The organism is Streptomyces sp. AcH 505 (assembly GCF_000818175.1).
Lineage (GTDB): Bacteria > Actinomycetota > Actinomycetes > Streptomycetales > Streptomycetaceae > Streptomyces.
Window position 1 is genome coordinate 754,935 of record NZ_JTIY01000001.1, and the last position, 13,715, is coordinate 768,649.

12 protein-coding genes are annotated in these 13,715 nt (G+C 70.1%); 4 read left to right on the plus strand and 8 right to left on the minus strand.

The genetic code is table 11. The features are described 5' to 3' along the window. Positions 1 to 234: 234 nt before the first annotated feature. Entirely contained in the window at positions 235 to 1,260 is a 1,026-nt protein-coding gene (locus HY68_RS03410) for an ATP-dependent 6-phosphofructokinase (RefSeq protein WP_041984233.1), read from the minus strand. A gap of 221 nt (positions 1,261 to 1,481) precedes the next feature. Here HY68_RS03410 and pta point away from each other — a divergent pair, with 221 nt between their 5' ends. The 3 genes from pta to pyk all read left to right on the plus strand — a co-directional run bounded on the left by pta (position 1,482) and on the right by pyk (position 6,312). Next, positions 1,482 to 3,557 carry a phosphate acetyltransferase gene (gene pta / locus HY68_RS03415; protein ID WP_041984235.1) on the plus strand — a complete coding sequence of 692 codons (2,076 nt, stop codon included), beginning with the start codon at positions 1,482 to 1,484 and terminating at the stop codon, positions 3,555 to 3,557. Next, complete coding sequence (locus HY68_RS03420) at positions 3,554 to 4,807, plus strand: acetate kinase (RefSeq protein ID WP_041984236.1); 1,254 nt, start codon at positions 3,554 to 3,556, stop codon at positions 4,805 to 4,807. The genes pta and HY68_RS03420 overlap by 4 nt, the downstream gene beginning before the upstream one ends. Positions 4,808 to 4,881: 74 nt before the next feature. After that, positions 4,882 to 6,312, plus strand: a complete 1,431-nt coding sequence (gene pyk, locus HY68_RS03425; protein ID WP_041984237.1) for a pyruvate kinase — start codon at positions 4,882 to 4,884, stop codon at positions 6,310 to 6,312. A gap of 104 nt (positions 6,313 to 6,416) precedes the next feature. Here pyk and HY68_RS03430 read toward each other — a convergent pair whose 3' ends face one another. The 4 genes from HY68_RS03430 to HY68_RS03445 form a co-directional block, all read right to left on the minus strand. Then, entirely contained in the window at positions 6,417 to 7,739 is a 1,323-nt protein-coding gene (locus tag HY68_RS03430) for a hypothetical protein (RefSeq protein ID WP_041984238.1), read from the minus strand. Continuing rightward, positions 7,729 to 8,340, minus strand: coding sequence for a DUF6114 domain-containing protein (locus HY68_RS03435; RefSeq protein ID WP_041984239.1), 612 nt, complete (start codon positions 8,338 to 8,340; stop codon positions 7,729 to 7,731). Before HY68_RS03435 ends, HY68_RS03430 begins: the two co-directional genes overlap by 11 nt. A 152-nt stretch (positions 8,341 to 8,492) precedes the next feature. After that, entirely contained in the window at positions 8,493 to 9,128 is a 636-nt protein-coding gene (locus tag HY68_RS03440; protein ID WP_041984240.1) for a DUF6230 family protein, read from the minus strand. 597 nt (positions 9,129 to 9,725) lie between these two features. Beyond that, positions 9,726 to 10,700 (minus strand): tetratricopeptide repeat protein, encoded by a 975-nt coding sequence (locus tag HY68_RS03445; protein ID WP_078863410.1) that lies wholly within the window; start codon positions 10,698 to 10,700, stop codon positions 9,726 to 9,728. A 215-nt stretch (positions 10,701 to 10,915) separates the two neighbouring features. On the opposite strand from HY68_RS03445, the gene HY68_RS03450 reads away from it, so the two are divergent. Continuing rightward, a complete protein-coding gene (locus HY68_RS03450; RefSeq protein WP_107070148.1) occupies positions 10,916 to 11,557 on the plus strand; it encodes a TetR/AcrR family transcriptional regulator in 642 nt (213 codons plus the stop codon). Between the two features lie 12 nt (positions 11,558 to 11,569). On the opposite strand, the gene HY68_RS03455 is transcribed toward HY68_RS03450, so the two are convergent. From HY68_RS03455 to HY68_RS03465, 3 genes are read right to left on the minus strand one after another with little or no spacing between them, the layout of a single operon-like run. Next, a complete protein-coding gene (locus HY68_RS03455; protein ID WP_241778731.1) occupies positions 11,570 to 12,370 on the minus strand; it encodes an ABC transporter permease in 801 nt (266 codons plus the stop codon). 19 nt (positions 12,371 to 12,389) lie between these two features. After that, on the minus strand, positions 12,390 to 13,235 hold the full coding sequence (locus tag HY68_RS03460; protein WP_041984245.1) for an ATP-binding cassette domain-containing protein: 846 nt from the start codon (positions 13,233 to 13,235) through the stop codon (positions 12,390 to 12,392). Next, positions 13,232 to 13,687: a MarR family winged helix-turn-helix transcriptional regulator gene (locus HY68_RS03465; protein ID WP_041984246.1), complete on the minus strand. Its 456-nt coding sequence runs from the start codon at positions 13,685 to 13,687 to the stop codon at positions 13,232 to 13,234. The genes HY68_RS03460 and HY68_RS03465 overlap by 4 nt, the downstream gene beginning before the upstream one ends. Positions 13,688 to 13,715 lie beyond the last annotated feature (28 nt).

The window sequence follows — 13,715 nt, forward strand, 5'->3', positions numbered from 1 at the left end:
ACGGCTGCCCGGCCCCGCTGCCCGCAGGGCACCGCTCACCCGCGCTGACGCGGGCGGGTGTGGCCGACCGCCGGGGGGAGGGGTCCGGGGCCGGAGGAGGGGGGTGTCCGGACGTAAAGCGAAGGAGCTCATGCGACAAGCAGTCCGGACACCCCCCTCCGCAGGACCCGGACACCGGCACCAGACGACGACAACCGCAACCCAGACCCGCACACCGCAAGGGCGGCAAGAGGCCTAGAAGACCGACTCCGCCTCGTACATCCTGTTCTCCGGCACCGTCTTCAGCTGGGTCACGGCCTCCGCCAGCGGCACCATCTGGATCGTCGTCCCCCGCAGCGCCGCCATCCGGCCGAACTCGCCCCGGTGCACCGCCTCCACCGCGTGCCAGCCGAAGCGCGTCGCCAGGACGCGGTCGTACGCCGTCGGCGTGCCGCCTCGCTGGACGTGGCCCAGGATGACCGGGCGGGCCTCCTTGCCCATGCGGTGTTCCAGCTCCGCCGCCAGGCGGTTGCCGATGCCCACGAAGCGCTCGTGGCCGAACTGGTCGATCTCGCCCTTGCCGTACTCCATCGAGCCCGTCGCCGGATGCGCGCCCTCGGCCACGCAGATCACCGCGAACTTCTTGCCGCGCTGGAAGCGCTCCTCGACCATCTTGACCAGGCTGTCCACCTCGAAGGGCCGCTCCGGCAGGCAGATGCCGTGCGCGCCGCCCGCCATGCCGGACTCCAGGGCGATCCAGCCGGCGTGCCGGCCCATGACCTCGACGACCATCACGCGCTGGTGCGACTCCGCCGTCGTCTTCAGGCGGTCGATGGCTTCCGTCGCGACCATGACGGCCGTGTCGAAGCCGAACGTGCGGTCGGTGGAGTAGATGTCGTTGTCGATCGTCTTCGGTACGCCCACGACGGGCATGCCCGCGTCGGACAGCAGGCGCGCCGCCGTCAGCGTGCCCTCGCCGCCGATGGGGATGAGCGCGTCGATGCCGTAGCGCCGGGCCAGCTCCGCGCAGTTCTCGGCGGCTTCGCGCAGCCGGCCGCGCTCCAGGCGGGCCGAGCCGAGGATGGTGCCGCCACGGGCGAGGATGCCGCTGACGTCGTCGAGGTCCAGCGGCCGGTAGTGGCCGTCGAGCAGGCCCTTGAAGCCGTCCTCGAAGCCGATGACCTCGTCTCCGTGCCCGGTCATCGCCCGGTGCACGATCGACCGGATCACTGCGTTCAGGCCGGGGCAGTCGCCGCCTGCGGTGAGAATTCCGATACGCATCGTGCTGTATCTCCTGCGCGCTAGTGCTGTGCTTTTCTGGGAACGAGCCAGCTTTGATCCTCCCACGCGGGATCGTGAGTATGCGCATCCGCCCTTACCAGGGTTTGCGCGTGACCGCTATATACACTTGTGGAGGCATTGTCAAGGGAGGCGGACGGCCGTGCCGCCCCGGGCCGACACACGAACCGAACGACACGAACACCGAACGAGGAGAGCACCGCGTGACGCGCAGCGTGTACGTGACCGGGATCGACCGCGGAGACGGCCGGCAGGTCGTCGAGCTGGGGGTGATGGAGCTGCTGACCCGGCAGGTGGACCGGGTCGGGGTGTTCCGGCCGCTGGTGCACGACGGTCCGGACCGGATGTTCGACCTGCTGCGCACCCGCTACCGGCTGGCGCAGGATCCGTCGACCGTCTTCGGTCTCGACTACGGCGCCGCCTCCGCGCTGCAGGCCGAGCGCGGTACGGACGAGCTGGTGTCCCGGCTGGTGGAGGGGTTCCACCGGGTCGCGCGCGAGTACGACGTCGTGCTGGTGCTGGGGTCGGACTTCGCCGGCACCCAGCTGCCCGACGAGCTGGCACTCAACGCCCGGCTCGCCAACGAGTTCGGCGCCTCGGTGATCGCGGTGGTGGGCGGCAAGGACCAGAGCGCCGAGTCGGTACGGGCCGAGGCGCGCAACGCGCACCGCGCGTACGAGGTGCTGGGCTGTGACGTGCTGACGATAATGGTCAACCGCGTCGCGGCCGACGACCGGGAGGCCATCGCGGCGGGGCTGGAAACGCAACTGCCGGTGCCCAGTTACGTCCTGCCGGACGATCCGGCGCTGGCGGCGCCGACCGTGGCGCAGATCACCCGGGCACTGGGCGGAACGGTCCTGCTGGGTGACGAGTCGGGGCTCGCCAGGGACGCGCTGGGGTTCGTGTTCGGCGGGGCGATGCTGCCGAACTTCCTCGGGGCGCTGACCCCGGGCTGTCTGGTGGTCACGCCGGGCGACCGCGCGGACATCGTGGTCGGCGCGCTGGCCGCGCACTCGGCGGGGACGCCGCCCATCGCCGGGCTGCTGCTGACCCTGGACGAGCGGCCGGACGACGCGGTGCTGACGCTGGCCGCGCGGCTCGCGCCCGGTACGCCCGTGGTGTCGGTGGCCGGCGGGTCTTTCGCGACGGCGGCCGAACTGTTCACCTTCGAGGGGAAGTTGAGCGCTGCCACGCCGCGTAAGGCAGAGACGGCGCTGGGGCTGTTCGAGCGGCATGTGGACACCGCTGATCTGCTGGCGCGGATGTCGGTCGCCCGCAGCGGCCATGTCACGCCGATGATGTTCGAGCGCGATCTGCTGGACCAGGCGCGCGCGTCGCGGCGCCGGATCGTGCTGCCCGAGGGCGCCGAGGAGCGGGTACTGCGGGCGGTGGACGTGCTGCTGCGGCGCGACGTGTGTGATCTGACGCTGCTGGGTGACGTGGACACCATCCGGAAGAAGGCCGCCGATCTCGGTATCGACCTGGGCGCGGCGCAGTTGATCGACCCGGCCAGGTCGGAGCTGCGCAAGGAGTTCGCGGCGCGGTACGCGAAGCTGCGGGCGCACCGGGGGGTGACGGTGGAGCTGGCGTACGACGTGGTCGCCGATGTGAACTACTTCGGCACGCTGATGGTGCGCGAGGGCCTGGCCGACGGCATGGTGTCGGGCTCGGTGCACTCGACGGCGGCGACGATCCGGCCGGCCTTCGAGATCATCCGGACGAAGGAGGGCGCCTCCATAGTCTCCTCGGTGTTCTTCATGTGCCTCGCCGACCGGGTGCTGGTGTACGGCGACTGCGCGGTCAACCCGGACCCGAACGCGGAGCAGTTGGCCGACATCGCGGTGCAGGCGGCGGCGACGGCCGCGCGGTTCGGGGTCGAGCCGAGGATCGCGATGCTGTCGTACTCGACGGGTACGTCGGGTACGGGCGCCGACGTCGACAAGGTGCGGGAGGCGACGGCGCTGGTGCGCGCGGCCCGGCCGGATCTGCGGATCGAGGGCCCGATCCAGTACGACGCGGCCGTGGAGCCTTCGGTCGCCGCGACGAAGCTGCCCGACTCGGAGGTGGCGGGGCAGGCGACGGTGCTGATCTTCCCCGACCTGAACACCGGCAACAACACGTACAAGGCCGTGCAGCGTTCGGCGGGCGCCGTGGCCGTGGGCCCGGTGCTCCAGGGGCTGCGCAAGCCGGTCAACGACCTGTCGCGCGGCGCCACGGTGCAGGACATCGTCAACACGGTCGCCATTTCGGCGATCCAGGCGCAGGACGAGACAGAATGACCGCCCATGCCCCGTCGGAAGGCACCCAGGCTGTGACCGCCACCCGTGTTCTCGTGCTCAACTCCGGTTCCTCGTCGGTCAAGTACCAGCTGCTCGACATGCGGGACAGCTCCCGGCTCGCGACGGGGCTCGTCGAGCGCATCGGGGAGCGCGCCTCACGTCTGGTGCACACGCCGGCGCACGGCGAGCGCCGGGAGCGTACGGAACAGGTCGCCGATCACGCGGCCGCGCTGAAGGCCGTCGCCGAGGAGCTGCGGCAGGACGGTCTGGGCATCGAGTCGCCCGAGCTGGCGGCGTTCGGCCACCGGGTGGTGCACGGCGGGCCGAAGTTCACCGAGCCGACCGTGGTGGACGACGACGTGCTGGCGGAGATCGAGCGGCTGGTGCCGCTGGCGCCGCTGCACAGCCCGGCCAACATCACCGGCATCAGGACGGCCCGCGCGCTGCGCCCCGACCTGCCGCAGGTCGCCGTGTTCGACACGGCCTTCCACGCGACGATGCCGGAGTCCGCGTACCGGTACGCGGTGGACGTGCGGACGGCCGACGCGTACGACGTCCGCAGGTACGGCTTCCACGGCACCTCGCACGCGTACGTCTCGCGCCGGGCGGCCGAGCTGCTCGGCAAGGACCCGTCCGAGGTGAATGTCATCGTGCTGCATCTGGGCAACGGCGCCTCGGCCTCCGCGGTGGCCGGCGGCCGGTGCGTGGACACGTCGATGGGGCTGACTCCGCTGGAGGGCCTGGTGATGGGGACGCGTTCCGGCGACATCGACCCGGCCGTGATCTTCCATCTGGCGCGGGTCGGCGGGATGTCGGTTGACGAGATCGATGAACTTCTGAACAAGAGAAGTGGACTGACCGGCCTCTGCGGGGACAACGACATGCGCGAGATCCGTCGCAGGATCGACGCGGGTGACGCGGCGGCGCGGCTCGCCTTCGACATCTACATCCACCGGCTGAAGAAGTACATCGGCGCTTATACGGCGGTCCTGGGACGGGTGGACGCCGTCGTGTTCACCGCGGGCGTCGGGGAGAACGCGGCGGAGGTGCGGGAGGCCGCCGTCGCCGGTCTGGACACCCTGGGCATCGCGGTGGACGCCGGGCGCAATACCGTACGTTCCGACGTGCCCCGGCTCGTCTCGCCGGACGGTTCCAGGGTGGCGGTGGCCGTGGTGCCGACGGACGAGGAACTGGAGATCGCACGGCAGACCTTCGCACTGGTCGGCGAGGATCGAACAGTCGACGCCTGAGCGCCCTCCCGCCCATTTGTATCTTCCACCAGTCGGAATATTCCGCGCCGAAACAAACCGATAGGATCCGCCTCATGCGCCGTTCCAAAATCGTCTGCACACTGGGCCCAGCCGTCGACTCCTACGAGCAGCTGAAGTCGCTCATCGAGGCCGGCATGAATGTGGCCCGACTGAACATGAGCCACGGGAGCCACCCGGAGCACGAGGAGCGGTACCACCGCGTCCGGAAGGCGGCGGCCGACACCGGCCGCGCCGTCGGTGTGATGGTGGACCTCCAGGGCCCCAAGATCCGCCTGGAGACCTTCGCCGAGGGACCCGTCGAGCTGGTACGCGGTGACGAGTTCACCATCACCACCGAGGACGTCCCCGGTGACAAGGCAATCTGCGGCACCACCTACAAGGGGCTGCCGGGCGACGTCACCAAGGGCGACCCGATCCTGATCAACGACGGCAACGTGGAGCTGCGGGTCGTCGCCGTCGAGGGTCCGCAGGTCAAGACCATCGTCATCGAGGGCGGTGTCATCTCCGACCACAAGGGCATCAACCTGCCCGGCACGGCCGTCAACGTCCCCGCGCTGTCCGAGAAGGACGTCGAGGACCTGCGGTTCGGGCTGCGGATGGGCTGCGACATGGTCGCGCTGTCCTTCGTCAGGGACGCCCACGACATCAACGACGTGCACAAGGTGATGGACGAGGAGGGCCGCCGGGTCCCCGTCATCGCCAAGGTCGAGAAGCCGCAGGCCGTCGCCAACATGGAGGGTGTCGTCGCGGCTTTCGACATCATCATGGTGGCCCGTGGTGACCTGGCCGTCGAGTATCCGCTCGAAAAGGTCCCGATGGTGCAGAAGCGCCTCATCGAGCTGTGCCGCCGCAACGCCAAGCCGGTGATCGTGGCGACCCAGATGATGGAGTCGATGATCACCAACTCGCGGCCCACCCGCGCCGAGGCGTCCGACGTCGCCAACGCGATCCTGGACGGTGCCGACGCGGTCATGCTGTCCGCCGAGTCCTCGGTCGGCGCGTACCCGATTGAGACGGTCAAGACGATGTCGAAGATCGTCGTCGCCGCCGAGGAGGAGCTGCTCTCCAAGGGGCTCCAGCCGCTGGTGCCCGGCAAGAAGCCGCGTACCCAGGGCGGTTCGGTGGCCCGCGCGGCGTGCGAGATCGCCGACTTCCTGGACGGCAAGGCGCTGGTCGCCTTCACCCAGTCCGGCGACACGGCCCGCAGGCTGTCCCGCTACCGCGCCTGTCAGCCGATCCTGGCCTTCACCACGGACGAGTCGACCCGTAACCAGCTCGCGCTGAGCTGGGGCGTCGAGTCGTTCATCGTGCCGTGGGTGAAGAGCACCGACGAGATGGTCGACCTGGTCGAGGTCGAGATGCTCAAGCTCAAGCGCTACAACGAGGGCGACACGTTCGTCATCACGGCGGGCTCGCCCCCCGGCGTCCCCGGCACCACGAACATGGTCCGGGTGCACCACCTGGGCGGCACGGGCCGCGACTGACCCGGCGCCGTACGGCGAGTGGCCCGCACCCTGGCTTCAGGGTGCGGGCCACTGCCGTCACCACGGCTCCCGCGGGGGTCCGTCGTCGACTGCCGGCTGAGCGGTCAGTCGATGTAGTTGTGCAGCCCGGGGATGGTGAGCGTGCCGCCGAACTGGCCGGCCTGGGTCACCGTCGCGTTGGTGAAGATGGCGGTCGGCACCTGGATCGGCGGCGGGAAGGACGGGCTGAACGTGATCGGTATCAGTCCGAACAGGTTGCCCGACAGCTTCTCGGTGTACAGCGTGACCTTGCCGCCGCGGATGGTGGACGTGGAGCCCGGCGCCGCCTTCACATGGCCCGTCTTGCCGTTCGGGTAGACGACGGACTGGTCCAGGTCCCCGATGTCGATGCTGTCGGCCGTGAACTTCATGACCTTCTTCAGCCGCTGGTCGTACGTCCTGACCTCTTTGATGCCCTCGTACTTCAGCCCGGTCAGCTTGAGGTTGCTGCTGCGCAGCGTCCAGGGGTCGTTGGGCAGCAGCGGGATGCCCTCCTCCTGGGTGGCGTCGGCGAGCGCCTTCGGGTCGGCCGTCGGGCAGGGGAAGCGCTCCTTGCCGTCCGCGCCCTTGGGGATGTCGTCGTCCTTGCCGGGGGTGGTGCCCTTGACGTCGTCGCCCAGATCCTCGACCTCGGCGCCTGCCTTGCCCGCCGCGTCCCTGATCGCCTTCTCCGTACCGCCCACGGTGTCCCCGACGGCGTCGCCGGCCTTGCCGACCGTGTCGCCCACCGGGTTGTCCGGCTTCGGTTTCGACGGGGCGCTGGTGGAGGGGTCCGGCTTCGGGGTGGCCGAAGCGCTCGGCTCGGGGTCGTCCGACGCCTTGGAACCGCCGCCCAGCAGGCCGCCGATCAGCCCGCCGAGTCCGAGCGGGTCCAGGTCGACCTTGCTCTTGTCCGTGTCCTCGTCGGCCGAAGGGGCCTTCTCCGCCGGGGTCTTGTCCGCCGACGCCTTGTCCTCGTCGGACCCGGAGTCCGAGGCGGACGCGCTGGACGACGGCTTCGGCTCGCTGCCCTTGTCGTCGTCCCCGCCGTTCGCCGAACCGCTCGCCGACGGCGTGGGGCCGGGCGACGCGGAGTCGCCGGGCTTCTGCCCGTCCGAGGCGGAGGGCGAAGGCGAGGAGGAAGCGGATTCGCTCGGCTCGTCGGAGCGGGTCACACACGGGCCCGGCGCGTACGGGATGTCCTTGTTGGAGTCCGCCAGCGCGAGCCTCGGGGTCAGCCCCATGCCCACGAAGACCGCCGTGGGCACGGCGGCGAGCGCCATGGCCTTGCCCGCGGGTATCTGGAGCTTGGTCAGGAGGGACTTCCTGGGGGCCGCGTGGCGCGGCCCTCCTCTCACCCGGAGACCGTCCGTCCCGGCCGTGACCGGCTGCGCTTCGTCACCCCGCACTGTTCCTCCCACCGTAGGCATGGGCTGTCGTATCCGGCACGTTCGGGTTCTCCCCGTCACGCGGACCGGGACCGTACGAGGCGGGGAAGTAGGGATCGGCGGCGCTGTCACCCGGGGCCGCGCCGTCGGGCCCCGCACCGCCCGGGAGTCCGCCTTCGGGCTCGGGCGCCTGCTGGGGGATGTCGGGCCGTACGGTCGGCTCGGCGGGCTGCGGCGGCGCCCAGGCGATCGACAGGGCTCCGCCGATCAGCGCGCAGAGGAAGCCGATGACGAAGCCGCCGATGTTGGAGATCGGTATCGAGACCAGGCCCAGCAGGATCGTGGCGATGCCGGCGAACACCCGCACGATGCTGTGGAACCACATCGTCAGCCCCAGTGTCACCAGCAGCACACCGATGATCAGCGAGCCGGCGCCCGCGGTGGTGGCCATGGCCAGCGTCAGATTACCGAGGTGCAGATGTGCGTACGGGAAGTAGGCGATGGGCAGACCGCTGAACAGGGTGAACAGGCCGGCCCAGAACGGCCGGGTGCCCCGCCACGCGCGGAAACGCAGCCGCCAGTACGTGAATCCGCCGCTGCGGTGCGAAGACTCGGCGCTCATGGAAAACAGCTCCCTGGAACCGGCGTTGCCGTGAGAAGAAGAAGGGGGACGGCGGGCAAGGGAGGTGGAGACTTCCCCCACCCGCCGGACGGGGTGCTAGTACCGCGACCGGCAGTGTCTGCCCGACAGGGCATGGCTTGCCGGGAGGGGCACTAGTAGCACTCCTTGGTGCCCTTGAACAGCTTCATGCTCAGACCGCTGAGCTTGAAGGTGCCGGCTGTGGTCGCCCACGCCGTCTGCTTCACATCGGTCAGCACGGCCCGCTCGGCCTGCTGTGCGAAGCCGTAGGGGTTGGTCTTCCCCTTGTCACCGGGTGCGATACCGGCGCCCTTGGTCTCACCGGCCGCCACACCGATGTCGATGTTCGTGAACGTCGCGTTCGCGTTCAGATCGGCGACATCGATGTACAGGTTCTTGGCGCTGACCGGAGTCGCACCGCCGCCGGCCTTGAGCTGCAGGCTGATGCTGCCGAAGATCGGCACATCCGGTGTGACCACCGACTGGCACATGTTGGTGATCTTCGCGGACGTGAACCCCGAGACGGCGACCGGGTTGGCGCTCTTGTTGCCCTTGAGGTCCGTGCCCGTGTCGATGCTGCCGTACTGGGTGAACCCCCGGCCGTCCAGCTTGTCGGCGCTGACCTTGAAGCTCTGGCCCGACACACTGAACGAAGCGGCGAGCGCCCCCTGTGCCAGCGCGACACCGATCGCGGCCGTCGCGGCCACGCTCGGCACCATGACGACGGCGAACCGCTTCCATCTGGTCCCACCACGTACTAGGGACTCCATCAATGTCCTCCTTCTCGGACGTACATCTCCGGACCGGGCCGGAGCCCGTCCTGGGATGGGAGAAGTGCTACGTCCTCGGGAAGGAGAGCGCCTGTTCCGTAGAGGCGCGAACCGCGTCCGAAGAACCGGCGATCACCCCCGAGCGACAACCACTGGCCACGCCTTCGCGCAACCTCTGGACAGGCCCTGCCGGTGAGCAGGAACCCCCCTGTCCGGGCCGGGGGTGCTGGGCACCCGCCGGTCCACCCGGTGGGGACCCAAGGCCGACGGGCGCGGCTGGTGACCGTGCCGGTGCGGTATTGGACCGAGCGTCGCCGATCGTGGTGCATTCCAGCTCATGACACAAGGGGGTTCGTTACTGGCTAGTAACGCCCCGATAACCGGCCGACGACCGCGTGCCATCAACTCGGCACAGAGGGTGCAATCGACCCGTCGCGATGATGGTGCGATTGCCGCACAAATCAGGACAGAGGAAGGGGGGCGCTTTACTGCGAGTAACAGCGGCCGTACTTGCCAAGTTTTGGCAAAATACGGCCGCCGGTGTCGTCGTGTCGCCAAATCACCGTCGGAGAAGGAGGGCCGCCGACGGACTCGCGGTCAGAACAGCACGCGGGCCAGCGACTGCCGCGCCGCGGTCACGAGCGGGTTGTCACCGACGATCTCGAAGAGTTCGAGCAGCCGTACGCGCGCCGCGTTCCTGTCGTCGCCCGTCGTGCGGCGGACGGTCTCGATCAGCCTGCTGAAGGCGTCCTCGACATGGCCGCCGTACAGGTCGAGATCGGCGGCCGCGAGCTGCGCCTCGACGTCGTCGGGCGCCTCCGCCGCGTCCTTGCGCACCTGCTGCGGGTCCAGGCTGTGCACCCGGCCGAGCAGTTCGGCCTGGCCGAGGCCGAGCTTGGCCTCGGTGTTGCCGGGGTCGTCGGACAGGACGTTGCGGTACGCCTGCGCGGCGCCGCTGAAGTCGTCGGCGTCCAGGGCCTGGGCCGCGGCCTCCAGCAGGGCGTCGTAGGGCCCCACGGGGGCAGCGGGGGCCTCCGTCTCACCCTGCTCGGCGCCGGCCTCGGTGTCGACGGCGATGCCGGTGAGCCCGAACCGCTCCTCGCCCACCTGGATCAGCTGGTCCAGCGTCTGCCGGATCTGGGTCTCGGGGGCCGCGCCCTGGAAGAGGGGCAGCGCCTGGCCCGCCACCACGGCGAAGACCGCGGGGATGCCCTGGATCCCGAACTGCTGCATCAGCATCTGGTTGGCGTCGACGTCGATCTTGGCAAGGACGAACCGGCCGCTGTATTCGATCGCCAGGCGCTCCAGCACCGGGCTCAGCTGCTTGCACGGCTCGCACCACTCGGCCCAGAAGTCGATGACGACCGGTACCTCGGCGGAGCGCTGGAGGACGTCGCGCTCGAAGCCGGCCTCGTCGACGTCGATCACCAGGCTGGAAGGGGGTACGACGGCGGCGCCGCCGTCGCGGGCCGCCTCGGCGCGGGCCTGCTCGGCCTTCGCCTTGGCCTCGTTGGCCGCCTTCACCGCGGCGAGGTCGACGACGCCGCTCATGGACATGTTCCTAGGCTGCATGAGTACATCCTCCCCCCTCCGCGCGTACTTCAGAAAAGCGTTCAGAAAACCGTTCTGCGGCGCCGGGTCCCCACCCGGCGCCAGTGGTTGTCGCGGAGAGCCGGTGAGGGCTTTCGCTACGGGTCGTAGCGTAACTGCGCGCGGCGGGGAGCGGGCGGGAAATGGCCGTGAACTGGCTCACAGCGCATTGCCTACCGGCCGGTATGGTCACCGTCATGTCGAGTACGGGACGTACGACAGGCCGCCCCCGCAGCGCCGAGACGGACGCCGCGATCCTCGCGGCGACCAGGCAGGCGCTGGTGGATCTTGGCTGGTCGAAGGTGACGATGGGCGACGTGGCGGCCAGGGCCGGGGTCGCCAAGACGACGCTCTACCGGCGCTGGCCCGGCAAGAACGAGCTGGTCGTGGACGCGGTCGCGGTCCTCTTCGACGAGCTGGAGGTGCCGGACCTGGGCAGCCTGACGGCCGACGTGCAGGGGGTCGTGCTCCAGTTCGGCGCGCTGCTGGAGCGGCCCGAGACCAGGACGGCGCTGATGGCCGTGGTCGCCGAGTCGACCCGCGACCCGGCGCTGCGGGCCCGGATCCGCGCGATGATCGTCGATCCGCAGAAGCGCCTCGTGCACGAGGGGCGGGAGCGCGCGCGGCGCCGTGGCGAGCTGCCGGCCGGCGACGATCCCGAGACGGCCGCCCGCGACACGGACCTGATCTTCGACGTGGTGGCGGGGGCGGTGGTGCACCGGGCGCTGGTGAGCGCGGAGCCGGTCGACGCCGAGTGGGCCCGCCGGTTCACGGAGCTGCTGGTGTCGGGGATCACCGGCGCGGGGAGCGCGGACGCGCTCCCCGGGACGGCGTCCTGAACTGAGGGTGCGTCACTTCGCCAGTCTGGCCAGCAGCGAGGACGCCGCGGTGATGCCGGCCGCCGCCGCCAGCGCCAACACCCCGTAGTCGAGCAGCAGATGGGACGAGGTGCCGAGCAACAGGCCTCTCAGCGCGTCGACCTGATAGCTCAGCGGGTTGATCTTGCTGAGCACCTGGAGCCAGCCCGGCATGATCGCCACCGGGTACAGCGCGTTCGACGCGAAGAACAGCGGCATGGTGATGGCCTGTCCGATCCCCATCAGCCGGTCGCGGGTCAGCACGATCCCCGCGATGGTCATCGAGAGGCAGGAGAAGAAGGCCGAGCCGAGGATCACCGCGACGGCGACGCCCAGCAGTCTGAGCGGGTTCCCGGTGAGCCCCACACCGAGCAGCGCGGCGATGACGATCACCACGACGGCCTGGATCAGGGCCTTCACCCCGGCGGCGAACGCCTTGCCGGTGATCAGCGCCGACCTCGGGGTCGGGGTGACCAGCAGTTTGGTGAGGATCCCGGCGTCTCTCTCCCAGATGATCATGATGCCGTAGAAGATCGCGATGAACATCGCCGACTGGGCGATGATGCCGGGCGCGAGATAGTCGATGTACGGGATGCCGCCGGTCGGGATCGCCTTGATCCGGGTGAAGGTCTCACCGAAGATCAGCAGCCACAGCGCGGGCTGCACGGCGCGGGTGTACAGCTCCGTACGGTCGTGCCGCAGCTTCTGCAGCTCGACCACGCACATCGCGCCGATCCTGGCGGCCAGGACCCGCCAGCCCGTGCGGGCGCGCGGCGGGGAGAGCAGCAGATCCAGTTCGAGGGGGTGCGACGCGTCAGCCGACGCGGGTCGCTGTTCGGCGGGTGCTTCGGACACTGCGGAAATCGCCTCCCTGTTCGTCGAGGCCACGCCCGGCGACGTCCCGGAAGACGTCCTCCAGCGTCGGCGCGGCGTTCTTCTCGCCCGCGGCCCGCTGCCGCTCGCGCAGCTCGGACCGCAGCTCCTCGGGGGTGCCGAGCGCGTGGATCCGGCCACGGTGCATCAGGGCGAGCCGGTCGCAGTACTGATCGGCCTCGTCCATGTAGTGCGTGGTGACCAGGACGGTCATGCCGGTGGCCTTGCGCACGGCGTTGATGTGCTCCCACACGCTGGTGCGGGCGATCGGGTCGAGGCCGATGGTCGGCTCGTCCAGCATCAGCAGCCGGGGGGCGCTGACCAGCGCCTGGGCGAGTTCGAGCCGGCGGATCATGCCGCCGGAGTACGTCTTGGCGAGCCGGTCGGCGGCGTCGGCGAGATCGACGGCGGCGAGCGCCTGCGCGACGCGCGCCTTGCGTTCGCGGTGGCTGACGTCGAAGACACGGGCGAACAGCGAGACGTTCTCCCGGCCGGTGAGCGCGGCGTCGGCGGAGAGCTGCTGCGGTACGTAGCCGAGCAGCCGGCGCACCGCCATCTTCTCCTTGGCCGCGTCGTGCCCGAAGACCAGGACGCGGCCCTCGGGAACCGGCAGCAGTGTGGTGATGCAGCGGATCGCCGTGGTCTTTCCCGCGCCGTTGGGTCCGAGCAGCCCGAACACCTCGCCCGAACCGACGGTCAGTTCGAGGCCGTCGACCGCCTTGGTCTCGTCGAAGGTGTATTCGAGGTTGTTGAGCGTGACCGCGTCGGGTCCCGTCGGTTCGGTCATGTCCCCTCCACTTCCTCGTGCAGGTTCTCGGCGAGCCTGCGCAGCGCCGGGAGGGCGGCGGCCAGGGCCGCCCGGTCCTCCTCGGCGAGCCGGGCCAGCTGGTCACGTACGAGCGCGCCACGGGCCGCCTCCCAGTCCCGCAGCCGGGTGACGGCGGCGGGGGTGGGCAGCAGCCGGGCGGAGCGCCGGTCGGCCGGATCGGTCTCGCGGACCAGATAGCCGGCCGTGGTCAGCTGGTTGACCAGGGTGGAGACCGAGTTGCCCGCGAGATACAGCTCCTTGGCCGCGTCCGAGACCCGGATCCCGGGCCGGGCGGCGACCAGTCGCAGCAGCGCGATGCCGCGCACGGGCGGTGCGGGCGTCGGCAGACCCGCGCGCAGCTTGCGCCGGATCATCCGCTGGATGCCCGCCAGCACGCCGGCGAGCGCGTCGGGGAACTCCTCTGTGGCCATGCTCTCGATTTTACCTCTCATGCAGAGC

Excerpts from the sequence above, each read along its gene's own strand:
- HY68_RS03410 (WP_041984233.1), bottom strand. The coding sequence starts at position 1,260 with ATGCGTATCGGAATTCTCACCGCAGGCGGCGACTGCCCCGGCCTGAAC.
- HY68_RS03420 (WP_041984236.1), top strand. The coding sequence starts at position 3,554 with ATGACCGCCCATGCCCCGTCGGAAGGCACCCAGGCTGTGACCGCCACC.
- pyk (WP_041984237.1), top strand. The coding sequence starts at position 4,882 with ATGCGCCGTTCCAAAATCGTCTGCACACTGGGCCCAGCCGTCGACTCC.
- HY68_RS03435 (WP_041984239.1), bottom strand. The coding sequence starts at position 8,340 with ATGAGCGCCGAGTCTTCGCACCGCAGCGGCGGATTCACGTACTGGCGG.
- HY68_RS03440 (WP_041984240.1), bottom strand. The coding sequence starts at position 9,128 with ATGGAGTCCCTAGTACGTGGTGGGACCAGATGGAAGCGGTTCGCCGTC.
- HY68_RS03445 (WP_078863410.1), bottom strand. The coding sequence starts at position 10,700 with ATGCAGCCTAGGAACATGTCCATGAGCGGCGTCGTCGACCTCGCCGCG.
- HY68_RS03450 (WP_107070148.1), top strand. The coding sequence starts at position 10,916 with ATGTCGAGTACGGGACGTACGACAGGCCGCCCCCGCAGCGCCGAGACG.
- HY68_RS03460 (WP_041984245.1), bottom strand. The coding sequence starts at position 13,235 with ATGACCGAACCGACGGGACCCGACGCGGTCACGCTCAACAACCTCGAA.
- HY68_RS03465 (WP_041984246.1), bottom strand. The coding sequence starts at position 13,687 with ATGGCCACAGAGGAGTTCCCCGACGCGCTCGCCGGCGTGCTGGCGGGC.